21 protein-coding genes are annotated in these 21316 nt (G+C 74.0%); 8 read left to right on the top strand and 13 right to left on the bottom strand.

All coding sequences use genetic code 11. The features are described from left to right. Window positions 1-66: 66 nt before the first annotated feature. On the top strand, window positions 67-1338 hold the full coding sequence (locus AC07FY_RS30655; protein ID WP_479012924.1) for a pyroglutamyl peptidase: 1272 nt from the start codon (window positions 67-69) through the stop codon (window positions 1336-1338). A 195-nt stretch (window positions 1339-1533) separates the two neighbouring features. Continuing rightward, window positions 1534-2640 carry a mechanosensitive ion channel family protein gene (locus tag AC07FY_RS30650; protein ID WP_479012921.1) on the top strand — a complete coding sequence of 369 codons (1107 nt, stop codon included), beginning with the start codon at window positions 1534-1536 and terminating at the stop codon, window positions 2638-2640. A gap of 113 nt (window positions 2641-2753) precedes the next feature. Here the strand turns inward: AC07FY_RS30650 and AC07FY_RS30645 are convergent, their stop codons facing one another. Both AC07FY_RS30645 and AC07FY_RS30640 read right to left on the bottom strand, forming a co-directional pair. Further along, window positions 2754-3017 carry a hypothetical protein gene (locus tag AC07FY_RS30645; protein ID WP_479012919.1) on the bottom strand — a complete coding sequence of 88 codons (264 nt, stop codon included), beginning with the start codon at window positions 3015-3017 and terminating at the stop codon, window positions 2754-2756. Window positions 3018-3072: 55 nt separating this feature from the next. Next, window positions 3073-3660, bottom strand: a complete 588-nt coding sequence (locus AC07FY_RS30640) for a TIGR03086 family metal-binding protein (RefSeq protein WP_479012916.1) — start codon at window positions 3658-3660, stop codon at window positions 3073-3075. Window positions 3661-3850: 190 nt separating this feature from the next. On the opposite strand from AC07FY_RS30640, the gene AC07FY_RS30635 reads away from it, so the two are divergent. Then, entirely contained in the window at window positions 3851-4174 is a 324-nt protein-coding gene (locus AC07FY_RS30635) for a hypothetical protein (RefSeq protein WP_479012913.1), read from the top strand. Between the two features lie 137 nt (window positions 4175-4311). On the opposite strand, the gene AC07FY_RS30630 is transcribed toward AC07FY_RS30635, so the two are convergent. Both AC07FY_RS30630 and AC07FY_RS30625 read right to left on the bottom strand, forming a co-directional pair. Continuing rightward, window positions 4312-5613, bottom strand: coding sequence for a cation:proton antiporter (locus AC07FY_RS30630; RefSeq protein WP_479012910.1), 1302 nt, complete (start codon window positions 5611-5613; stop codon window positions 4312-4314). Between the two features lie 818 nt (window positions 5614-6431). Continuing rightward, the gene (locus AC07FY_RS30625) at window positions 6432-6980 is read right to left on the bottom strand and encodes a hypothetical protein (protein ID WP_479012946.1); all 549 of its coding nucleotides are present in this window, start codon (window positions 6978-6980) and stop codon (window positions 6432-6434) included. 633 nt (window positions 6981-7613) lie between these two features. On the opposite strand from AC07FY_RS30625, the gene AC07FY_RS30620 reads away from it, so the two are divergent. Next, window positions 7614-8189 carry an HPP family protein gene (locus tag AC07FY_RS30620; protein ID WP_479012907.1) on the top strand — a complete coding sequence of 192 codons (576 nt, stop codon included), beginning with the start codon at window positions 7614-7616 and terminating at the stop codon, window positions 8187-8189. A gap of 143 nt (window positions 8190-8332) precedes the next feature. Here AC07FY_RS30620 and AC07FY_RS30615 read toward each other — a convergent pair whose 3' ends face one another. Further along, window positions 8333-8590 carry a DUF5133 domain-containing protein gene (locus tag AC07FY_RS30615; protein ID WP_479012904.1) on the bottom strand — a complete coding sequence of 86 codons (258 nt, stop codon included), beginning with the start codon at window positions 8588-8590 and terminating at the stop codon, window positions 8333-8335. Between the two features lie 273 nt (window positions 8591-8863). On the opposite strand from AC07FY_RS30615, the gene AC07FY_RS30610 reads away from it, so the two are divergent. Continuing rightward, window positions 8864-9316 (top strand): SRPBCC family protein, encoded by a 453-nt coding sequence (locus tag AC07FY_RS30610; protein WP_479012901.1) that lies wholly within the window; start codon window positions 8864-8866, stop codon window positions 9314-9316. Continuing rightward, window positions 9309-10898 carry a phytoene desaturase family protein gene (locus AC07FY_RS30605; RefSeq protein ID WP_479012898.1) on the top strand — a complete coding sequence of 530 codons (1590 nt, stop codon included), beginning with the start codon at window positions 9309-9311 and terminating at the stop codon, window positions 10896-10898. Before AC07FY_RS30610 ends, AC07FY_RS30605 begins: the two co-directional genes overlap by 8 nt. An 82-nt stretch (window positions 10899-10980) precedes the next feature. Here AC07FY_RS30605 and AC07FY_RS30600 read toward each other — a convergent pair whose 3' ends face one another. The 5 genes from AC07FY_RS30600 to AC07FY_RS30580 all read right to left on the bottom strand — a co-directional run bounded on the left by AC07FY_RS30600 (window position 10981) and on the right by AC07FY_RS30580 (window position 15904). Then, entirely contained in the window at window positions 10981-11544 is a 564-nt protein-coding gene (locus AC07FY_RS30600) for a DUF6328 family protein (protein WP_479012896.1), read from the bottom strand. Window positions 11545-11720: 176 nt separating this feature from the next. Continuing rightward, the gene (locus AC07FY_RS30595) at window positions 11721-13448 is read right to left on the bottom strand and encodes a thiamine pyrophosphate-dependent enzyme (RefSeq protein ID WP_479012893.1); all 1728 of its coding nucleotides are present in this window, start codon (window positions 13446-13448) and stop codon (window positions 11721-11723) included. A gap of 173 nt (window positions 13449-13621) precedes the next feature. Continuing rightward, on the bottom strand, window positions 13622-14998 hold the full coding sequence (locus tag AC07FY_RS30590) for a mycothione reductase (protein WP_479012890.1): 1377 nt from the start codon (window positions 14996-14998) through the stop codon (window positions 13622-13624). 104 nt (window positions 14999-15102) lie between these two features. Further along, complete coding sequence (locus AC07FY_RS30585) at window positions 15103-15465, bottom strand: PRC-barrel domain containing protein (RefSeq protein ID WP_479012887.1); 363 nt, start codon at window positions 15463-15465, stop codon at window positions 15103-15105. Between the two features lie 172 nt (window positions 15466-15637). Then, the gene (locus tag AC07FY_RS30580; RefSeq protein ID WP_479012884.1) at window positions 15638-15904 is read right to left on the bottom strand and encodes a DUF4235 domain-containing protein; all 267 of its coding nucleotides are present in this window, start codon (window positions 15902-15904) and stop codon (window positions 15638-15640) included. Window positions 15905-16243: 339 nt separating this feature from the next. Here AC07FY_RS30580 and AC07FY_RS30575 point away from each other — a divergent pair, with 339 nt between their 5' ends. Continuing rightward, window positions 16244-16861: a TOPRIM nucleotidyl transferase/hydrolase domain-containing protein gene (locus AC07FY_RS30575; RefSeq protein WP_479012881.1), complete on the top strand. Its 618-nt coding sequence runs from the start codon at window positions 16244-16246 to the stop codon at window positions 16859-16861. A gap of 52 nt (window positions 16862-16913) precedes the next feature. On the opposite strand, the gene AC07FY_RS30570 is transcribed toward AC07FY_RS30575, so the two are convergent. Continuing rightward, window positions 16914-17414, bottom strand: a complete 501-nt coding sequence (locus AC07FY_RS30570; RefSeq protein WP_479012878.1) for a hypothetical protein — start codon at window positions 17412-17414, stop codon at window positions 16914-16916. A gap of 143 nt (window positions 17415-17557) precedes the next feature. Between AC07FY_RS30570 and AC07FY_RS30565 the strand changes: the two genes are divergently transcribed. Then, on the top strand, window positions 17558-18475 hold the full coding sequence (locus tag AC07FY_RS30565) for a glycosyltransferase family 2 protein (protein ID WP_479012876.1): 918 nt from the start codon (window positions 17558-17560) through the stop codon (window positions 18473-18475). A gap of 48 nt (window positions 18476-18523) precedes the next feature. On the opposite strand, the gene AC07FY_RS30560 is transcribed toward AC07FY_RS30565, so the two are convergent. After that, window positions 18524-19786, bottom strand: coding sequence for a hypothetical protein (locus AC07FY_RS30560; protein ID WP_479012873.1), 1263 nt, complete (start codon window positions 19784-19786; stop codon window positions 18524-18526). A gap of 148 nt (window positions 19787-19934) precedes the next feature. Next, entirely contained in the window at window positions 19935-21308 is a 1374-nt protein-coding gene (locus AC07FY_RS30555) for a cryptochrome/photolyase family protein (protein WP_479012870.1), read from the bottom strand. Window positions 21309-21316 lie beyond the last annotated feature (8 nt).

Here is a 21316-nt window from a genome sequence, read left to right as displayed (position 1 = left end):
CAGTCAGGACGCCGGGGCAGGGAGGTCCCTGGTGAGGGCGACATCCCCTATGTAATGTCACATCGCATGTTGCTCTTACGTCGTGCGGCAACGGCCGCCGCCCTCCTCGTCACCGTCCTCCCCTTGGCACTCGCCCCCTCCGCGCACGCCGCCGCCGGCGCCGTCGCCTGCCGGCCTCCGACGTCCGCGGCGCTCGACGCCGAGCAGGCGCGGCTCGCGGACGCGCGCACCACCGCCCTCGTCGAGCGCGCCGGATTCGGGGACTTCGTCCGCCGTCTTCCCGCCGCGCTGTGCGCGACCCGCGGTCCCGCCGAGGCCGGCCGGCTGGTCGACTCCTGGGGCGAGGCGCTGTGGCAGGCCGCCGTGCGACGGGCCCAGGGGCAGCGGCCGGGCGGCGACCTCGCCGTCGGGGACGACCGGCCGCTGTACTGGGCCCGCCTCGGCATGTCCGTCGAACTCGCGCGCTGGAACCCGGACTTCACGGTCGACCGCGCCGCACTGCGCGCCCGCTTCGAGGACGCCTCCCGCGGCCTGACGAACAACGCCTTCCGGACCGCGCCCGGCGTACGACGCGTCTTCATCAGCGGCTTCGACCCCTTCGGGCTCGACGCGGAGATACGCCGCGCCAATCCGTCCGGATCGGCGGCGCTCCAGCTCAACGGACGGCGCGTGACCCTCGCCGACGGCAGCCCGGCCGAGATCCGCGCGGTCGTCCTGCCCGTGCGGTACGCCGATTTCGACGCCGGCATGGTGGAGCGGGCCTTCGCTCCCCACCTGGTCGGTCCCGCCCGGGCCGACGTCATCACCAGCGTCAGCCAGGGCTACCCGGGCCTCTTCACCCTGGAGGACTGGGCGGGGCGGGCCCGTTCCGCCGACCCGTACCCGGACAACGTGCGCGCCCTCGCCGGTGGCACCCGCGAGCGCCCGGTGACGGCGCCCGGCCTCGGCCCGGGCCCGGAGTTCATCCGCACCACGCTGCCCGCCGCCGCGGTCACGGCCGCCGTGCAGACCCCGTACCCCGTCCTCCTCAACCCCGAGGTGACGGAGATCCCGGCGGGCGGCACCGCTCCGGTGGACCGGGCCGACGGCCCGACGCCGGGATCGCGGGCCGTGGCGGGCGGCGGGGGCGGCTACCTGTCCAACGAGGTCGCCTACCGCTCCAACCGGCTGCGCGCCCAACTCGCCCCGCACCTGCCCGGCGGGCACCTCCACACCCCGGTGCTCACCGGCCTGCCGGACGACCCCGGGCAGCTGACCGGGCCGGAGTTCGAACGCAACGAGAGCGCGATCACCTCCGAGGTGCGCGCGGTCCTGGAGCACGCCGCCGCGCGGCGGTGACGGCCGCCCCGCATGCGGTGCGTGCTGCTGCCATGGGGCAGGATGGGCAGCCCGTTACGGATGCGTCCACACGCCCGAACGCGGCCTACAGCACGACGAACTGACAGGTGACAAGGTGACGACACACCTCATACGACGGTCGGCGGCGGCCGCCGCCACTGCCCCGGGGCGGCGCCGAGCAACGGAGGGGGTCCGTTGAACCGGGACCTCGTCCTCCACGACTGGCTGGTCGCCGGGATCGCGCTGGCGGCGGGCGCCCTGGCCGGGCTGCTGCTGCGCGGGCTCCTGCGGTGGCTGGGCCGGCACGCCGAGCGGACGCGGTGGCGGGGGGATGACGTCATCGTCGACGCGCTGCGCACCATCGCCCCGGGTGCCGCCGTGATCGCGGGCGCCGCGGTGGCCGCCACGACACTGCCCCTGACCGCGCGGGTCTCGGGCTTCGTCAACCAGTCGCTGACCGCCGTGCTCGTCCTCATCGCCACGCTCAGCGCCGCACGGGTGGTGGCGGGGCTGGTCCAGTCCGTGGCGGGAGCGCGCACCGGGGTGGCGGGGTCGGCCTCCATCTTCGTCAACATCACGCGGATCGTGGTCCTCGTGATGGGTGTGCTCGTTGCCCTGGAGACCCTCGGCGTGTCCATCGCGCCGCTGGTCACCGCCCTCGGGGTGGGTGGTCTGGCGGTGGCCCTGGCCCTCCAGGACACTCTCGCCAACCTCTTCGCCGGGGTGCACATCCTCGCCTCGAAGACCGTGCAGCCGGGGGACTACATCCGGCTGACCAGCGGCGAGGAGGGGTACGTCGTCGACATCAACTGGCGCAACACGGTGGTGCGCAACCTGTCGAACAACCTGGTCATCATCCCCAACGGGCGCCTCGCGCGGACGAACATGACCAACTTCACCCAGCCGGAGGCCCGGTTCTCGATCCTGGTGCAGGCGGGCGTGGGGTACGAGAGCGATCTGGAGCACGTCGAGCGGGTCACCCTGGACACCGTCGACGGGGTGATGGCCGAGATCAACGGCGCGGTCCCGGATCACGAAGCGGCCGTCCGCTTCCACACGTTCGCCGATTCGCGGATCAACTTCACGGTGATCCTGGGCGTCGGCGAGTTCAGCGACCAGTACCGGATCAAGCACGAGTTCATCAAGCGCCTGCACCGGCGGTTCCGGGAGGAAGGCATCTCGATCCCGGCCCCGACCCGGACGGTCTCCCTCCACCGGGACGAACACCCGCCGTCCCCCTTCCCCCCGGTCCCCCACCAGCGCGAGGGGTCACCGTCCCTCCTCACGGAGAGCGGCCACTAGGCCCTGCCGTCGAAGTCCCGCCCGGCCCGCGGCCGGCGCGGGTCGCGGCCGGGCAGCGGGCTGGGCCCCGGGCCCTGGTCGGCCCCGGGGCGCCCGCGTGATCCCTCCCCGTCCTAGTGGTCGGACAGTCGCTGCCGCACCAGAAATTCGGCGTGGTCGGACAGCTCGGTGCGGCGGCTCTGCGCCCTCGCGATCTCCGCTTCCCGGCGCAGCGCCTGCTCGGTGCGCAGCACCGTGGGCCTGGGGACGGGGACGCGCTGGCCGGGTTTCTCCGTGAACGGCCTCAGCTCCTCGGCGACGGCCTGGGCACCGCCCGATGCCCCGCGCCGCAGGGCGAGGAAGACGCGGACCAGCCAGTCAGCGGGAATCTGCACCATGGAATCAGTCATGCCCGTGCAACGACGGGGCGCGCGTCGCGTGGCGCCGGACAGCTCATCCGGCCCAGCCCGGGTCCCGCCCGCTCAGCCCGACCGCCCGGTCGAGCAGCGGAGCCCCGTCCGGAACCGGCACGACGGGGCCGAAGATCTCGTCGCGTCCCTCGTCCCCCACCGACGCCAGCAGGAACGCGTGCGCGGCACGCAGCGCGGCCGGGTCGGGGGCGTACTCCTGCCCGGTGGCCCGGGCCAGGTCCCAGCCGTGGACGACCAGTTCGTCGAGGGCGACCGCGGCCGCGACGTCGCCGGGCAGGTCCACACCGCCCGCGCGGGTCATGCCGGTCCAGGCGGCCGGATCCTGCCAGGCCCCGGCCAGTTCGCCGAGGACGCGCGGCAGTCGTTCGCGCCAGTCGGCGGGCAGGTCCGGCGCGGCCTCGCCGGGCTCGGTGTCCGTCGTGGGTCCCAGGTCCTTGCGGGCGGCGTCACGGAAGGCGGTGGCCAGGCCGGTGAGGTGGCCCAGCAGATGGCCGACCGTGTAGGCGCGGCAGGGTGTCGGGTCGGAGAGCCGGGCGTCCGGCACGGCCGCCGCGAGACGGGCGACGATCCGGGTCTGCGGACCGAGGTCGAGAGGGGTCGTGTCGGTCATGTTCCGCTCCTCCGGGACGATGGGCCTGAAGGGTAGACCGGCGGCCGCGCCGGTTCTCATCGCCACACGGGCCGGAGATTCGCCCCGGCGGGTGGTCGGATGGCCGGCGGACGGGGGTATCCGCGAGTGGACGACGGACCCGGACGTGCTCGCCGCGTCCGGGCCAACTCGAACGGAGGGCCTACCACCGATGAGCCGGCACACCGCGATCACCGACGAGCCCCACGAGCCCACGCCGGGGGAACGGCGCGCCCGGGACCTGGTCCGCCGACGGGCCGGCGGCATGGCGCACCACGAGGCCGCCGAGGCCCTGGAGGCCGCCGAGGAGACCGCGGGCGACCTGGAGACGGCGGAGGCGGGGGCGCGGGCCGAGGTGGCGGAGTGGCGGCGCATCACCGACCTGCTCTTCGACCACGGCGGCCCGTACACACCGGAGACCGATGCCTACGTACAGGGGCAGCTCACGGCCCGCGAGAACCGGCGGGACCGGGCTGACCGGGGTGACCAGAGCTGAACGGCGGGGGTGAGCAGGGCTGAGCAGCCGGGTGAGCGGGGCTGAACGGCACGGAGCAGAGCGGAGTACCGGCCGGTGGGGCCGCCACCGGCCGGTGACGGCCCCACCCCCGGAAGGCCCTGCGGCACGCGTGACTCCTAGAGTCGGGTCCCCACGGCTCCCGCGGAGCGCTCGGCCGCTTCCGTGGAGCGCTCGGCCGCTTCGGAGGGCGCGGCCGCCTTGCGCAGGTCGTCGGCCTCGGGTCGACCGATGAACCAGGTCAGAAGGGGGCCCGCCATCGCGGTCGTGACCACGGCCATGACAACCATGAGCGAGTAGAGGCCCTGGGACAGGAAGCCCAGTTGCAGACCCACGTTGAGGACGATGAGCTCGGTCAGGCCCCGGGTGTTCATCAGCGCGGCGAGCGCGGCCGACTGCCGCACCGGCATCCGGTTCAACCGGGCGGCGACGAAGGCGCCCGTGAACTTGCCGCCCACGGCCACCAGGAGAATCAGCGCCAGAGCTCCGATGCCGCCCATGTCCAGTTCGGAGAGGTCGACCTTGAGGCCGGCGACAAGGAAGAACACCGGCAGCAACAGGGTGCCGTTCATCTCCCCGAGGCGGTCGTGCACCTCGGAGCGGAGCCGTTCGGTGCCGGTGCGCGGCAGGACCACGCCGAACAGGAACGCGCCGAAGATGTAGTGCAGTCCCACCCACTCGGTGGCGGCGGCGGACAGCAGCAGTCCCGCGACGACGCAGGCGAACACGGTCGGGGTGAGGCGGAGTTCGGGACGGCGGTCCGCATAGCGCTGCAGCAGGGGCCGCAGGACGAAGAGCATGCCGAGCAGGTACGGGAGGGCGAGCAGGATGCGCCACTCGTCCGCGCCGCCCGCGCCGCTGAGCACGACCACTCCGGCGAGCACGGTCCACGCGAGGACGTCGTCGATGGAGGCGCAGGCCAGCGCCACCACGCCCAGCGGGGAGCGCGTCATCTTGCGGTCGGTGAGGATGCGGGCCAGCACGGGGAACGCGGTGATCGACATGGCGATGCCCATGAAGAGCATGAAGCCGGTCTGGTCACCGGTGCCGTAATCCTCCATCAGGTAGAGCGCCAGCACCATGCCGAGGCCGAACGGCACGAGGATCGAGCTGAACGAGACGGAAGTGGCGAGGCTGCCGCTGCCGCGGATCAGCGTGGCGTCCCATTCCAGTCCGACTATGAACATGAAGACCGCGACGCCGACCGCGGCCAGCGCCCCCAGCAGGGGTCTGATGGATCCGGGGAAGAGGGCGTCGGAGATCGCCCCGTGGAAGAGGGTCGGTCCCAGCGCGATACCGGCGACGACCTCACCGATCACCGCGGGCTGGCCCAATCTCCGCGCCAGGGCTCCGAGTACGCGTGCCAGGATCACGATGGCGGCGAGGCCAAGGAGGAGTGAAGTGGTCTGATGCGTGTCCATACGGTCCGTCTCCGTGAGTCAGGGTCTGTCCTGCGACCCCGTGCGGGAAGCGCGGGCGGGCGGCCGGACCCCCGCAACCGCCGGGGCGGTCGCCGGACTCCGGTCGGCGTACCTTAGAGGGGCAGCGGTTCGCGGGACTGCCCGAGACTGTGCACCCTTGCGAAAGAGCCGTGGTGCAGTTCCACCGGAGCATGATCCGGAAGCCTTGCGCCGGACGGGCTCTGACACCGGAAGATCCGCAGGTCACATCGGGCGCGCACGCCCACCGCGAGGGTTTCGTCGGCCCATCGCGGGAGGACCGGGTCAGCCGTCTGGCGCACCCGCGGCGGAGGGGCGTCCGGGGCCCGCTCATGCGGAGCGGGTAGGGACCGCGCTGCGAAAGGAACACCTCGAGGCGGTGGCGCGGGGGAATCCGGGGCGTCCTGACGTCTTCTCAGAACATGAGGGGGAAGACGTTTGACGCAGGACAGCCCGGTTAGACGGGTGGATACCGGAAGCCGCCGCCCACGGGGCGGGGTCTTTCGGGAGCGGGCCTCGGCCGCAGGGCGTTCCTCCCCCGGCGTCGTGCGGCCGGCCCGCCCGCACGAGGGGCTGCCGCCCGGTTCCGTACGGAGCCGGCCGGTCCCGCGTTCCCGGCCCCTCCCGGCCGGGGCGCGGGGCCGTGCCCGGTGATCCCCCGACGACGGCGCTCGTACCGCCGCCCTCGGGCAACGGGCCGACGGCAGCAGCCCCACAGCCCCCCGCCGCGCCGCATCGCAGAGCGCCGGGCAGCACCGCAGAGCACTACGCACCCCATCGCACGACCGCGCGACGGGACTTCAGCGGGCGCGTCGAGGGCCACCGCGGTGCGGGCGGCGGCGGGCGACGACTTCGGGAGCGGCCTCCGGGGAGGAGAAGCCGCCGGCGACGGCCACTCGGCCCGGCGCCGGTGAGGCCGGTACGGGCCCGAGGGGGGCCGCCGCCGCGGAGGCGCGGGCGGACGACGGGTCCTGGGCGCGGCCGAGTACGGCGGTGTGGGAGATCAGGGGCGCGCAGGCCTGGCAGATCTCGGCGAGGGTCCAGACCTGGCCGATGGCCGGATTGTGGATGAGGACGAGCAGCGGGGCGCCCATGCAGGAGGCTCTGGTGTCCTCATGGAATCCGCATTCGGCGGCTCCGCAGGCGCACGTCGCGTGGGGGCGCACGGTGGCGAGCCGACCGTGTGCGCGCGCGTGCTCGGCGGCGAACCGCCGCATCGCCGATGTGTCCTTGGAGCGCGGCGGCATGCGGCACGCCTCGGTGCTGCAGGTGACGGAGACGGTGTGGTCGCCGTGGCCGGTCAGACGGACGGTCCAGGTCCGGCCCGGGACACGGGATCCGGGAATCATGGTCAAGGCAGAGTTGTCCGTTCACATACGCGGTGGTTGCCCGCTGTTCGGCGAGTCTCGGGTAGGGGGCGGTGACGGTCGCGCGACGCCGGCCCCTGGCCCGGCGAGGGCACCGGCAGGTACGGCGGCCCGGTCAAGAGGAGGAGCGCACCTCAGACGAGAGAGCGGGGGCGAACAGGCCCTGCAGTCTTTGTCGCACGCCGTCCAGCGGGTGTCAACAAGGGGCGCAGGCGTCCCCGGCTGTGGTGCGCCCGGGTTGACCGGCGCGGATCGGGGCCGGTGGCTCCCCCGGGCCCGGGTCAGCTCACTCCGTCCGGGTCGGCCCTCCTTCTCGCGCGGTCGAACGCCGCGCCGGGTCGCCTGGCCGGGGTGACCAGGAGGGCGTCCGCTCCTCGCCGCCCGGGACGAGCAACGGCGAACCCCGGCGAGGCGCCGCGAGGCGCCGGGCGGCTCGGCTGCGCAGTGGCCGCCGATCAGGGGGCCCGCGCGGAGCCGTCCGATACCGGACGGATAGGCTCCTCTCGGACGTCCCCGGCCGACACCGCCCCGGGCCGGCCCCGCCCCGGCACCACCCTCGCCCGGCGCTCCCCGCCCCGTCGGCCCGCCGGCCGTCCATCCCCGGAAATGTCGCACATGAGTACCCACGCGGCGCTGCGCCCGCAGCCCACCCCCGCCCCGGTCGACGCCGGCTCCCCGGACCACCCCGAGCCGCGCCGCCGCAAGGGATCCGTCCGGGCCCCGGCCAGGCCCAGCCCGGTCGCCGCCCTGCACAGCACCGGTGCGGCGACCGCCGTCCTGCTGGGCCTCGTCGCGATCGGCGCGATGATCCACGAACCGGTGCTGATACCCCCGCTGGCGGCCAGTGCCGCGCTGGTGCACAGCGCCCCGACCCTGCCGCTGGCCCAGCCGCGCAGCGTCGTCCTCGGCCATCTGGTGGGCAGCGCCGTCGGCTACGCCGTCCTCGCGGCGGCCGGCAGCAGTGCCTGGGCCGCGGCCGTGGCGGCCGGGCTCACGCTCGCGCTGAACATGGTCGCCCGTACCCCGCACTCCCCGGCCGTCGCCACCGCCGTGATCATCGTCCTGCAGACCCCGCTGCCCGGCCGCTTCATCCCGCTGCTCGTCGGTTCGACGGTGCTGCTCGTACTGACCGGCTACGCCGCCTCACGGGTGCGCCGCACGGCTCCGAGGTATCCCGCGTACTGGTGGTGAGGGGTCGGACGGCGCCGTCGCACCTACCCCGGCCGAACGCGCCGCTCCGCGGGAGCACTGCGCTCCCGGCGCCCGGGCCCCGGCGGGCGCCCGACGGTGGCGGCAACGCGGGAACCACGCGGGCCCGCGGGCCCGGACACGCGTCAGGCCGCCACGCGGCGTCGCGGGGCCGGCCGGGGACCGAGGATCGAGTCGTCGAAGGTGCGCGCGCCGGGAAGCCGGTAGCGGGCCGCGGCCAGGGCCGCGTGCACATCCGAGGTGCCGGTCGCGACGCACAGGGTGGCCGCCACGTCCTCCAGCCGGTCACGGGCCTCGGCGGTCCCGTGTTCGGCGCTGAGCACCGACAGGGCCCAGTAGCGGTCGACGAGGCCCGAGAGGACAGCCGGGTGAGCCATGAGCATGAGCGCTTCCTTCCACCGTTCCCGTTGCACGTGACAACCGGCTGCCCCTGATCCGCGCCCGTACACCCGATCGCCGTATCGCGCGCGTCGGCCCGCGCGGTACGGCGATCCGAGCGCGTCGGCCCGCGCGCGTCGGCCCTCGCGTCGATCGTTGCGCGGATGCGCGGCGGTACGGGTGCGCGCACCATGACGTGGGGTACACGCACCATGACCTTGACACCGGCCCCGAGCGCGTACGTCCGCACGGGCGCCCCCGGCAGGAGGAGTCCTCGTATGGCTGTCCGGCATCAGTTGATCCGCCGCCCCCCGCAGGCGGTGTGGGCGGTGCTCGCCGATCCGGGACGGTACGGGGAGTGGGTGGTGGGTCCGTCCGCGTCCGAGCCCCTCGACGACACCTGGCCGGAGGTCGGTTCCCGACTGCGCTACACGGTGGGGCTGGGCCCCTGGTCGACCGACGGGGTGACGACCGTGCGCCACGTGGAACCGGGCCGGGAGCTGGAATTGGAGGCGTACGCCAAGGCGCTGGGCACCGCGCGCATCTTCCTGCAGCTCCGGCCGTGGGGCGAGGAGACCCTCGTCGTCTGCGACGAGCATCCTCTGCGCGGGATCGGCGGGCTCCTGCACGGCCCCCCGACCGAGGTGGTCATCCAGCTCCGGCACCGCGGCATGCTCGCGCGCCTGGCCCGGGTCGTGGAGCAGGACCGCACCGGGGCCCGCCGTGCCTGACGCGGTGGTGATCGGCGCGGGCCCGAACGGGCTGGTGGCCGCCAACGTCCTGGTCGACGCCGGCTGGAGCGTGGAGGTCCTGGAGGCGCAGCCCGAGCCCGGCGGCGCCGTCCGCAGCGACCGGGGCGTCCACCCCGACTTCGTCTCGGACGTCTTCAGCGCCTTCTATCCGCTCGCCGCCGCGTCCCCCGTCCTGGCCGCGCTCGATCTCGCCGCCGAAGGACTGCGGTGGAGCCACGCCCCGGCCGTACTGGCCCACCCGCTGCGGGACGGAACGTGCGCGGTGCTGGAGCGCCGCGTGGAGGAGACGGCGGCCGGTCTGGCCGAGTTCGCCGGCGCGGACGGGGACGCCTGGCGGGACATGTACGACGTGTGGCGCCGGGTCGGCCCGGCCGTGGTGCAGGGCCTGTTCACCCCGTTCCCCCCGGTCCGTGCCGGCCTGCGGCTGGCGGCCCGGCTGCGCACCTCGGGCGGGCTGCGGCTGGCACGGAAACTGGCCCTGCCGGTGCGCCGCCTGGGCGAGGAGACGTTCACCGGTGAGGGCGGGCGGCTCCTGCTGGCCGGCAACGCCCTGCACGCCGACCTGGCACCCGAGGCCGCGGGCAGCGGCGGCTTCGGCTGGCTGATGTCGATGCTCGGGCAGAGCCACGGCTTCCCCGTGCCCGTCGGCGGGGCCGGCGCCCTGACGGATGCTCTTGTGCGCCGGCTGGAGGCGCGGGGCGGTGTCGTGCGCTGTGGGGAACGGGTCGCGTCCGTGGTCGTCCGGGGCGGCGCCGCGGTGGGCGTCCGGACCGCCGGCGGGGAGGGCGTCGCCGCGCGGCGCGCCGTGCTGGCGGACGTGTCGGCGCCGTCCTTGTACGGCGGCCTGGTGGGCGAGGAGCACCTTCCGTCCCGTCTCCTGCGTGACCTGAGGCTCTTTGAGTGGGACTTCGCGACGTTCAAGGTCGACTGGGCCCTGACCGGCCCGGTGCCGTGGTCGGCGCCGCAGGCCGCGGGGGCGGGGACCGTCCACCTGGCCGACGGCATGGACGGCCTGACCCGGTTCGCCGCGCAGATCGCCATGGGGCAGGTGCCCGACGAACCGTTCGTCCTGTTCGGGCAGATGACGACGGCGGACGCCAGCCGCTCACCGGCCGGCACGGAGTCGGCGTGGGCCTACACCCACCTCCCCCAGGACATCGCCTCCGACGCGGGCCCCGACGGCATCACCGGCTGCTGGGACGCGCGGGAGCAGGAGGCGATGGCCGACCGCGTGGAGGCACAGGTGGAACGGTTCGCGCCCGGGTTCCGCACGATGATCGGGGCTCGCCGCATCCTGGCGCCGCCGACGCTCCAGTCGATGGACGAGAACCTCCGCAACGGGGCGATCAACAACGGCACCACCGCCCTGCACCAGCAGTTGTTCTTCCGGCCGGTGCCCGGCACCGGTCGGCCGGAGACTCCCGTCAAGCACCTCTACCTGGCCTCCGCGGCCGCTCACCCCGGAGGCGGGGTCCACGGCGCCCCGGGCGCGAACGCCGCCCGGGCCGCCCTGCGCCGCCACGGGCTGCACACCCTGCTCCACCGCGCCCAGCGCGTCTGAGGACGCGCCGACGCCCCGGCCCGTCGGGGCCGGGGCGTCGGTCTGGGGCGGGGGGGCGGGGCGTCGGCGGCCCGTCCGACTGTCAGTCCTTCGAGGTGACCCGGATCCGCGCCCACAGGGGCAGCACGAACCAGCACAGCAGATACCACGTCAGCACACCGCCCACGAGCCACGGTACGACCGCGTTGTGCGTGGCGACCCTCAGCACGAGGAGCAGGGCCGCGGTGCAGGTGGCCAGCAGCAGGATGAGGCCCGTGAAGGTCAGGCGCGCCGCCCAGGTCACGGCCTGGGGCTTGATGCGGCGGCCCGAGACCATGCGGTGGAACGCGACCGGCCCTATGAGCGCGCCCGTCGCCAGCGAGCCCAGCACGACGGTGATGATGTAGATCGTCTTGTCGGTCTGGGCAAGCCCCTGGAAGGCGGGGGTGAAGGCGACCGTCAGCAGGAAGCCGAAGAGGATCTGGACGCCGGTCTGGGCGACGCGGATCTCCTGGATCAGCTCCACCCACTGCCGGTCCGCGCGTTCGGTCTCGGTCTCGTCCCGCCCGTCGCCGTTGCCGCCGGCAGCCCGCTCGGCACCTCGCCGGACGGGCCGGTCCGCGACCGGCTCCTCGCCTCTGGCGCCGTGCGACTCCGGCATGCTCATCGGGGTGTCCTCTCATTCGGGCCGACTCCGTCGGGTCGACCGGGTCCGTCGAGTCCGTCGGGTCCGTCCGGTGATGGGGACCGGACTCGACGGGGTAGTGGCCGGTTACCCGGCAACGGCCCGATCACGCGTGCGAGGTTCGCCGGCCCGTGCGCCGCCGGCACGTCCGAAAGGACCTAGCCCTCCCGGCTCGGCAGGACCTCCTTGATCTTGGCGATGGCGAAGCCCCAGCCCTGGCTCACGGTCGGCTTGCCGGGCACGGCCACCTCCTCGGGGTTGGTCAGGACGTCCAGCAGGACCGGGCCCGGGGTGTCGAACGCCCTGCGCACGCTGTCGTGCAGGTCGGCCGGGTCGGTGACGCGGATGCCCGTGAGGCCCAGAGCGGTGGCGACCGCCGCGAAATCGGGGTTGTCGAGCTCCGTGCCGAACTCGGGCAGGCCGGCCTGCTCCTGTTCGAGCTTGACCATGCCCAGGCGGCGGTTGTCGAAGACCACGAGTTTGACCGGCAGTTGGTACGTCTTGATCGTCATGAGGTCGCCCAGCAGCATGCTGAGCCCGCCGTCGCCGCAGAAGGCGACGATCTGCCGGTCGGGCGCCCAGAGCTGCGCTCCGAGGGCCTGGGGCATCGCGTTGGCCATCGAGCCGAGGTTGTACGAGCCGATGAGGCGCCGGCTGCCCCGCATGGTGACGAAGCGGGAGAGCCAGACGGTGGCCATACCGGTGTCGGAGGTGAACACCGCGTCGTCGGCGGCGTACTGGTCCACCGCCGCGGCGAGGGCTTCGGGGCGGATCTCGTGGTCCCTGTTGTCGAAAGCCGCCCGCAGCTTGCCGGTCCAGCGGTGTTCGTGCGCCGGGTCGGCGAGCCGCTGCTGGCCCTCCTGCCACTGCGTGAACCGTTCCCGGGCGTCCTCCAGGTGCGCCCGGTCGGGTGTCTCCTCCAGCAGGGGCAGCAGGGCCCGCAGCGTGGCCCCCACGTCGCCGGCCAGGCCCACGTCGACGGGCACCCGGCGGCCCAGGTTCTCCTCCCGGGTGTCGATCTGGACGACCTTGCAGTCCTTCGGGTACCAGTCGCGGTACGGGAAGTCGGTGCCCAGCATCAGCAGCGCCTCGCCGTGCTCCAGCGCGTGCGCGGCCGCGGGGTTGCCGATCAGACCGGTCTGGCCCACCTGGAAGGCGTTCGCGTCCTCGAAGCCCTCCTTCGCCTTGAGGGTGAGCACCATGGGCGCGGCGAGCCGGTCCGCGGTACGGAGCACTTCCGCGCGGGCGTCGCGGGCTCCCCGGCCGACGAGCAGCGTCACGCGGGAGGCGGAGTTGAGGAGTTCGGCGGCCTCGGCGAGGGCCGGGTCGTCGGGGCGGGTCACGGCGCGGTCGAGGGCGAACCGCGTGGGACGGTCGTCGGCCACCTCCTGGTCACCGAGGTCGCCGGGCACGGTCAGGACGGCAACGCCGCCCTGGCTGATGGCCGCGCGCACGGCGGACTCCAGCATCCGCGGCATCTGCTCCGGGGAGGTGACGGTGGCGCGGTAGACGGCCACGTCGCGGAAGAGCAGGTCGTTGTCGACTTCCTGGAAGTAGTCGCTGCCGATCTCGGCCAGGGGCACCTGTCCGCAGATGGCGAGGACGGGGGCGCGGCTCTTGGCCGCGTCGTAGAGCCCGTTGAGGAGGTGGACGGAGCCGGGCCCCACCGTCCCCATGCACACCCCGAGGGTTCCGGAGAGCTGCGACTGCGCCCCGGCGGCGAAGGCCGCCGCCTCCTCGTGCCGGCAGCCGACCCAGTCCACCCCGTCCGTGGTGCGGATCGCGTCGGTCAGCGGGTTCAAGGCGTCTCCGACGACTCCGAAGACGTGCTGGACTCCCAGCTCCTTCAGCGCGTCGACGACGACGTGGGCGACGGTGCGTGCCATGGGAGGGATCCCCTCGGTCGGTGCGGCCCGGCGGTGCGGATGCCAGGTTCAGCGGGTTGAGCGGTCCGGATCGGCCGCCTGCCAGTCGGATGCCCAGTCGGCGGGCGCCGATGCGAGCAATGGTCCGGAGTGGGCCATGTGCGCAGTTCGGCGTGAAAGCGGGCCGGCCGGTGTCACATGCCGAGGTCGAGGAGGGCGTTCTCGACGAGCTCGGTGGGCGCCGGGTGGATCCAGTACGGGGAGGTGGCGAGGGTGGACGCGTCGATGCCCAGCGTCATCGCCAGGACCAGGGGCTGGATGAGGCTGGGGGCCTGCGGGCCCATGATGTGGGCGCCGAGCAGGCGGCCGGTGCCCCGTTCGGCGAGCACCTTGCAGAAGCCGGTGGTGTCCTCCATCGCCCAGCCGTAGGCGACGTCCTCGTACCGGGCGCCGCCCACCACGAAATCCAGCCCGCGGTCGCGGCACTGCTGCTCCGTGGCGCCGACCGAGGCGATCTCCGGGCGGGTGAAGACGGCCGCCGGCACCAGATCGTGGTCGGCCTCGATCAGGTCGTCCGGGTGGCGGAGGTTGTGGGCGACGACCTGTGCCTCCCGGTTCGCGACGTGCTTGAGCGGCACCGGAGTGCAGACGTCCCCGAGTGCGAAGACGCCGTCGGCGGTGGTGCGCTGGTGGGCGTCGACGACGATGCGCCCGTCGTCGCCGGTCGCGATCCCGGCGGCCGCGACGTCCAGCCGGTCGCTGTTGGGCACGCGGCCCGCGGCGACCAGCAGCATGTCCGCCTCGACCGTCGAGCCGTCGTCGAGGCTCAGCCGCAGCGCGCCGGGGCGGCCGCCGACCTCGGTGACCTCGCGGCCCAGCCTGAGGTCGTAGCGGGAGCGGGCCAGTTCGGTGAACCGTTCGGCGACCGTTTCGTCCTGGGGGCCGAGCAGGCGCCGCTCCTTCTCGACGATGACGACGGAGCTGCCGGCCGCGTCGAACACCTCCGCCAGCTCCGCCGCGATGTACCCGCCGCCGAGGACGGCCAGGCGGCGGGGCGGGGCGTCGATCCGCATGACCGTGTCGGACGTTTCGTACGGCAGGCCGGATGCGAGGACGGGCGGGGGCACCGACGGGCGTCCCCCGACGGCGACGACGATTCTACGGGCGGTGATGTCGACGGCCCCGTCGGTGCCGTCGAGGCCCTCGATCCGCAGCTGCCGGGGGCCCGTGAAGCGCGCCGTCCCCTCGTACACGGTGACGGAGTCCGCCTCGCGGCGACTTCGGCGGCCCTCTTCGCGCTCGGCGTCCAGCCGGCCGAACACCCGGTCCCGCATCGCCCGCCAGCGCACGGCCACCAGTTCCGCGTCGATGTCGTAGGTGCCGGCCTCGGCGACCGTGCGGGCGACGCGGGCGGTGTGGACGAGCATCTTGCTCGGGATGCAGCCGGCGTTCAGGCACGTTCCGCCGAACCACCTCTCCTCGACGATCGCCACGTCGAGACCGGCGAAGGACTCGTCGATGACGGCGTTTCCGGACCCGGCTCCGATGACAAGAAGATCGTGTGCACGCATGCCGCCAGGCTACGACGGCAACGGGCGGGCGGGCGGGCGACGTACGCGAAGGCGGCGGTGTCGCGCTCCTTCCACGGAGGAAGGGGCCGGCCCGGCCCGCGCCGTCAGAAGCGGCCGAAGGTGCCGCCGAGACCGTAGTGGGAGCCCAGGAGCGCGCGGTACTCCGGGTCCTCAAGGTGCTTCTCCCGGTCGAACTCGGGCGCGTCCTTGATCTGGCCCCTGGTCTGGTCGACGTGGATCCGCCGCTCTTCGGGGTCGATGCTGACGACCGTGTTCGCGGGCAGCAGGACCTCCTTGCCGAAGATCCAGGTCCCGGTGTCCACCACCAGGTAGGCGTCGGTGACCTCGTTCGAGTGCGCGGCGACCTTGCCGACGCCGCCGTCCGTGGCCTCGACCTCGAAGCCGGTGAGGTCGATCCCGGCCTGCGGGCCGGCCGTCGACCTGTAACTCCACACGTACTCGGTCACGCGAGAACAACTCCTCCGCTGAAACGGTGAATCGGTGAATCGGTGGAACGCAGGACCGGGGACGGGCGAGCCCGCACGGCGGTCCTTGCGGCTGTCCCCGCCGCGCCTGCCCCGCGCGCGCACCGCGAACCGGTGCGCGGCGGCGCGGGGCAGGCGCGGCGGAGCACGGGGCTCAGGCGGGCCAGGTGCCGGTGAGGCGGCGCACGCCGGTGGCGCCGGCCCGGTCCACCGCGGCCTTGACGGCCGCGAAGACGGCGCCCTGGATGGCTGCGGCGATGAGGATCTCCCGCCAGGAGCGGTTCTCGTCCATGGCGTCCGGGGCGTCGCCCTGGTTCCCCACCAGCTTCCACGCCTGCTTGAAGACCAGGCCGGCGGCCATACCGCTGGCGGCGCCCAGGGCGAGCCCCACAGGCCGGTAGGCGAGTTTTGCGGTGTTCATATCAACCTCTTCCTGTGAGTCATCCGTGCTTCTGCCCCGTGAGGCGGCCCGTATGACCCCGACGCCCGCCGAAACCACTCCCCTGGCGCGCCAGGTGGCCGTGTAGGGAGCACCGCGGTCGCGAGGGTGCCGCTCCGCCGGTGCGGGCGTGACCTCGCGCCCCGCCGGTCGTTGGTCCTTGCGGTCAGCGAAGTGACAGTACGAGGCCCCGGGGACCCGTTCCCCGGGGCCTCGTGCTGTCCGCTGCCCGGCGGGACGCCGGCGGCCGGGGGCGGCGCCCGCTGTTCGGGCGCCTGATATTCACGTGCCGTCGCCGACGTGGCCGGGCAGACTCGCAGCATGGTCGACATGCAGGCGTTCCGCGACGAGGTCGTGCTCCAGGCGGCCGGCGGCCCCGGCGGGACGGCGGGGGGCCTGGCCGTGCGGCTGGGGGTACGGACGGCGGTCCTCCTGGAGGGAACGAGCGATCTCGCCGCGGTCGAGGCACTGGCCGCGCTCCGCGGGCGGGATCTCGCCGCCGAGGGCGTGTGCGTGGTGTCGATGGGCGGGGCGATGAGCGTCGGCCGCTACGCCGGCCTGCTCGGGCCGCCCGGTCTCGGCCTGCGGCTGGTCGGCCTGTGCGACGAGCGGGAGCGGCCGTTCTTCGACCGCGGCCTGCGGAGGGCGGGAGCGCCGCACGGGGACGTCTTCGTGTGCGTGGCAGACCTGGAGGAGGAGCTGATCCGTGTGCTGGGCACGGCGCGGGTCGAGGAGGTCATCCGGGCTGAGGGCGACTTCCGTGCGTGGCAGACCTTCCAGCGCCAGCCGGCGCAGCTCGGCCGTCCCGTGCACCAGCAGGTGCGGCGCTTCCTCGGTACGAAGAAGGGGCGCAAGATCCGCTACGGGCGCCTGCTGGTCGAGGCGCTGGACCCCGACACCGTACCGGCGCCCCTCGACGCCCTCTTCGGGAGCCTGTGACCGGTGCCCAGGCCCTCGGCCCCGGGGCCGAGGGCCGGGGTGACCGTCGGCGTCAGCGGCCGGCGCGGTGGTCGTAGACCGTGAGGGACAGGTCCTTCATCGCGGCGCGGGCCCGTTCGGCGTCCAGGCCCTGGTCGAGGGCTTCCAGCGCGGCCGCCGCCGACAGCCGTACCGCGAGGGGCAGGCCCTCGTAGGCGGAGACCCGGTAGGCGACCGTGCGGCGCGCGTCCCGTTCTTCCTCGCTCACGCCCTCCCGGGTCAGGGGGAAGACCGCGGCCTGGTAGGTCGCGATGCTCACGAGGACGGCGTCGGCGATCCCCTCCGCGTAGCCGTCGGCCCGTGCGACGCCCCGCTCGGGCTCGAAGAAGGCCGTCACGTGGCGGCGGGAGAGGAAGGAGCCGATCCCGGCGCCCAGGCCGGCCGCGCCGCCCGCGGCCAGAGCCGTCAGCCTGCCGCCCAGCAGCAGCCCGAAGCAGACCCCGGCGACCGCCCCGCACGTCACCAGGACGAAGGTGATCATCAGGTGCATGCGGGCGGCGATCGAGGACTTCATGCCCAGCAGTATGCACGGAACGGCTGGATGGCCGTGCGCGCCGGATCTTCGACGTGCCGGGGCCGGGCGGTTCCCGCATCATCGGTGCTGTGTGCGACACAGGCTCGGGACGCCGTTCGGAGGGACCGATCACGCTGTCGGTCGTGGTTCCCGTCTTCAACGAGGAGGAGGCCCTTCCCCTGCTGGCCGCGCGGCTGCGGCCGGTCCTCGACGGGGGCGGCGAACCGTACGAGGTCGTCGCGGTCGACGACGGCTCGACCGACGGGAGCGCGCTCCTCCTGGAGGACCTGCGGACCGGCTGGCCCCAGTTGCGGGTCGTGACCCTCCGCAGGAACAGCGGCCACCAGGCCGCCCTCACCGCCGGACTGCACCGCGCCCTCGGCTCGTACGTGGTCAGCATCGACGCGGACCTGCAGGATCCGCCGGAGCTCATCCCCGACATGCTCGCGCTCGCCCGGGCGGACGGCCTCGACATCGTCTACGGCGTCCGTGACGACCGGTCCACGGACAGCGCGTTCAAACGCCGCACGGCGGGCGTCTACTACCGGCTCATGCGCCGCCTGGCCGGCTCCTTCGTCCCCGCTCAGGCCGGCGACTTCCGCCTGCTGTCCCGCGCCGTCGTCGACACCCTCGCCTCGCTCCCCGACCAGCGGCAGGTCTACCGCCTGCTCATCCCGTGGCTGGGGTTCCCCGGCGGCCGGATCACCTACCAGCGCGCGGAACGGGTGGCCGGCCGCACCAAGTACCCGGTGCACAAGATGGTCCTGCTGGCCCTGGACAGCGTGACCAGCTTCTCGGCGCTCCCCCTGCGGCTGGCCACGGCGATCGGCGCGTTCAGTCTCCTCCTCTGCCTGGCCTTCCTCACCTGGGCCCTCACCGTGCACGCCATGGGCAGCGCCCTGCCGGGCTGGACGTCCCTGATCATCACCGTCCTGTTCTTCGGTGCCGTGCAGCTCTTCTGCCTCGGCATGCTCGGCGAGTACGTCGCCCGCATCTACACCGCGGTCCAGGCCCGGCCCACCTACTGCGTCGCCCGCGACACCCGCGAGGAGCGGCGGTAGCGCAGGGAGCCGACCGGGGCGGGACGGGCGCGCCGGCCCGGGCACCGCCTAGACCAGGACTCCGGCGAAGAACATCGCCCCCAGGAGGGCGTACTGCGCGGCGCAGAGGGCCAGCAGCGGTACCTGCACCGACCGGGGCATCCGCCTGACCAGGACGAGCCCGACGAACATCTGGGCGTGGTTGCGGTACCACGACATCTCCGCGCCGGCGAGGAACGGTGCGAGGAAGACCGCCGCCGTCAGGACGAGGGCGGCCCATTCCTCGACGTCGAGCCCGCGGTGGCGCACGAGCCGCACCGCGGCCGTCGCCAGCACCAGCAGCACGAACGCCGCGTTCAGCCAGAGCTGCGGCCGGTGTGCGGCGAGGGCGTGCTCGACCAGCCAGGGCAGCGGCCCCTCAGGCGTGTACCAGTGGCTGAACGGGAAGGCGTAGGCGCTGCGCATCTCGGCGAGGGGTTCGTGCACATCGCCCTGGCGGTAGCTGGACCGCTGGAGGGTCTCGTAGGCGTCCCACTGGCCGGTCGCCCGCCACATGAGCCATCTGGACCACAGCATGCCGCAGCCCGCGAGCGCCGCCGACGTCCCGGCCTTCGCGCACCGGACCGGCCAGGGGTCCGCGCGCCACGCGAAGAGGGCGCTCAGCATGAGCATGCCGACGGCGACGGCCCCGACCGGATGGCACGCGACGGCCACGAAGCCCCCGGCGGCCGCCGTCGCCCAGGAGCCGCGTTTCACTCCGGCGGTGCACAGCAGCAGCCCCAGTGTGCCGGTGGCGATCGGGAACATCGCGTGGAAGTAGACGCCGCCCGGGAACACCGTGCCGATGGCCAGGGTCAGGCCCGTGGCCCAGCTGAGCCGGGCGCCCAGCAGCCACCACAGCACCACGAACGCGGCGAGCAGGGACGCCTCGGTGACGACGACCGCCGCCGTCTCGTAGTCGAGTCCGGTGGCGGAGGTCGCGCGGACCGACATGGGATAGCCGGGGAACCAGGCGACGTTTCCGCACAGCACGTCCCGGAAGTCCGGATAGCGCTCCCGGCACCGGAACATCTCGTAGCCGGACCTGGCGATGGACAGGTAGTGCCCGGAGTCCCAGCGGTGGCGGCTGTCCGTGGACCAGTACGCCACCGCGGATCCGTCGCGGGCCACGGAGGCCCTCGCGACCAGCCAGGTGACGAGGTTGGCGACCAGCCAGGCGACGACCGGCGGCAGCAGCGGGTCCCGGCGCCCGCCTCGGTCCGTACGTGGGCCGAGGCCCGTACCGCCACCGCGGTCCGTGCGGGAGCGCACGGACAGGGGGAATTCCATCATCACCCGCTCCGCGGTCGTCTCGCCGGTGAGCCCCGATGACCGCGGGGCCGTCGTCGGCCTCCGGTACGGCGCCGTGCTTGCCGATCAGTCTGGCGAACGCCTCGCCGGGCTGCATCCGCAGGTGCCCGTCCGGCCGAGTCCGCGTCCCTCAGCCGATGCCCCGGCTGTGGCGGAACCGGCCGAGCCCGTCCGCCAGGTCCACGATCGGGTCCGGGTAGTCGATCGCGGAGCGCTCCGGACCGGACAGTTTCCACGGCTGGTGGACGTACGGGACGGAAAGGCCGGCGAGCTCGGGGACCCAGCGGCGCACGTAGGCGCCGTCCGGGTCGAACCGGCGGGCCTGGATCAGCGGGTTGAGCACCCGGTTGGGGCGGCTGTCGGTGCCGGTTCCGGCGACCCACTGCCAGTTGAGCTGGTTGTTGGCGATGTCGCCGTCGACGAGCAGGTCGAGGAAGTGCCGGGCTCCGATCCGCCAGTCCACGTACAGCGTCTTGGTCAGGAAGCTCGCGGTCAGCAGCCTCGCCCGGTTGTGCATCCAGCCCTCGTGGCGCAGCTGGCGCATGGCCGCGTCGATGACCGGGTAGCCCGTGCGGCCGTCGCGCCACGCCCGGATCTCCTCCTGCGCGTCGCGCTCGGTGCGCCACTGGTCGTGGCGGGTGCGGTAGTCCGCGGCGGCGGCCTCCGGCCGTGCGGCCAGCACCTGGTAGTGGAAGTCGCGCCAGCAGATCTGGCGTACGAACGCGGCGGCTCCGAGGCCGCCCCGCTGCCGGGCGCGCCGGAGGATCTCGGTGGCCGAGACGGTGCCGAAGTGCAGGTGCGGGGAGAGGCGCGAGGTCAGGTCGCCGGCCAGGTCGTCGTGCGTCTCGGCGTACTCCCGGATCCCGCCGTCCAGCCAGCGCGTGAGGAGCTCCCGGCCCTCCACCTCCCCGCCCCGCGCCACCCGCTCCGAGACACCCCGGACGGCGGTGCGCGCGGGCAGGGCCTCGGAGGCGATCCCCGCGGGGACGGGCACCCGGCGCGGCGGGGCGGGAAGCGTGCGCAGCGGCAGCTCCGCCCAGCGCCGGAAGTACGGGGTGAACACCGCGAAGTGGTCGGAGCCGGCCGGTGCCGGATCGCCGGGGGCGGCGACGGTGACGACCGCGTCGTGCACGTACAGCCGGCGGCCCTCGCCCTCCAGGGCGTCGCGCAGGCGTGCCTCGCGGGCGCGGGCGTACGCGCTCACGCCGGCGGCCATGTGGATCTCGTCGGCGTCCGCCTCCTGCGCCACCGCGGCCACCTCGGCCACGGGATCCCCCGAGCGCAGCACCAGCCGGCCCCCGCGGGCGCGGAGCCCGGCGTCGAGGTCGGCGAGGCAGTCGGCGAGGAATGCCCGCCGGTTGGGTGCGTCGAAGCCGGCCGCCGCGATGCGGCTGTCACGGACGAACAGCGGCACCACCTCCGCCGCGGACGAGAGGGCTGCGCGCAGGGGCGGGTGGTCGTGCAGGCGCAGGTCGGAGGTGTAGAGGACGATCGCGACGGACATGGGGGGCG

Source organism: Streptomyces sp. NPDC045967 (genome assembly GCF_056430495.1).
The sequence above is the reverse complement of the archived record's forward strand: the minus strand, read 5'-3'. Positions and strand labels throughout refer to the sequence as shown.

What these genes read in the sequence shown, in the direction of transcription:
- AC07FY_RS30560 (WP_479012873.1), bottom strand. Translation starts at nt 19,786, where the DNA reads ATGATGGAATTCCCCCTGTCCGTGCGCTCCCGCACGGACCGCGGTGGC.
- AC07FY_RS30595 (WP_479012893.1), bottom strand. Translation starts at nt 13,448, where the DNA reads ATGGCACGCACCGTCGCCCACGTCGTCGTCGACGCGCTGAAGGAGCTG.
- AC07FY_RS30620 (WP_479012907.1), top strand. Translation starts at nt 7,614, where the DNA reads ATGAGTACCCACGCGGCGCTGCGCCCGCAGCCCACCCCCGCCCCGGTC.
- AC07FY_RS30640 (WP_479012916.1), bottom strand. Translation starts at nt 3,660, where the DNA reads ATGACCGACACGACCCCTCTCGACCTCGGTCCGCAGACCCGGATCGTC.
- AC07FY_RS30635 (WP_479012913.1), top strand. Translation starts at nt 3,851, where the DNA reads ATGAGCCGGCACACCGCGATCACCGACGAGCCCCACGAGCCCACGCCG.
- AC07FY_RS30615 (WP_479012904.1), bottom strand. Translation starts at nt 8,590, where the DNA reads ATGCTCATGGCTCACCCGGCTGTCCTCTCGGGCCTCGTCGACCGCTAC.
- AC07FY_RS30580 (WP_479012884.1), bottom strand. Translation starts at nt 15,904, where the DNA reads ATGAACACCGCAAAACTCGCCTACCGGCCTGTGGGGCTCGCCCTGGGC.
- AC07FY_RS30625 (WP_479012946.1), bottom strand. Translation starts at nt 6,980, where the DNA reads ATGATTCCCGGATCCCGTGTCCCGGGCCGGACCTGGACCGTCCGTCTG.
- AC07FY_RS30600 (WP_479012896.1), bottom strand. Translation starts at nt 11,544, where the DNA reads ATGAGCATGCCGGAGTCGCACGGCGCCAGAGGCGAGGAGCCGGTCGCG.
- AC07FY_RS30630 (WP_479012910.1), bottom strand. Translation starts at nt 5,613, where the DNA reads ATGGACACGCATCAGACCACTTCACTCCTCCTTGGCCTCGCCGCCATC.
- AC07FY_RS30590 (WP_479012890.1), bottom strand. Translation starts at nt 14,998, where the DNA reads ATGCGTGCACACGATCTTCTTGTCATCGGAGCCGGGTCCGGAAACGCC.
- AC07FY_RS30645 (WP_479012919.1), bottom strand. Translation starts at nt 3,017, where the DNA reads ATGGTGCAGATTCCCGCTGACTGGCTGGTCCGCGTCTTCCTCGCCCTG.
- AC07FY_RS30575 (WP_479012881.1), top strand. Translation starts at nt 16,244, where the DNA reads ATGGTCGACATGCAGGCGTTCCGCGACGAGGTCGTGCTCCAGGCGGCC.
- AC07FY_RS30555 (WP_479012870.1), bottom strand. Translation starts at nt 21,308, where the DNA reads ATGTCCGTCGCGATCGTCCTCTACACCTCCGACCTGCGCCTGCACGAC.
- AC07FY_RS30610 (WP_479012901.1), top strand. Translation starts at nt 8,864, where the DNA reads ATGGCTGTCCGGCATCAGTTGATCCGCCGCCCCCCGCAGGCGGTGTGG.
- AC07FY_RS30570 (WP_479012878.1), bottom strand. Translation starts at nt 17,414, where the DNA reads ATGAAGTCCTCGATCGCCGCCCGCATGCACCTGATGATCACCTTCGTC.
- AC07FY_RS30655 (WP_479012924.1), top strand. Translation starts at nt 67, where the DNA reads ATGTTGCTCTTACGTCGTGCGGCAACGGCCGCCGCCCTCCTCGTCACC.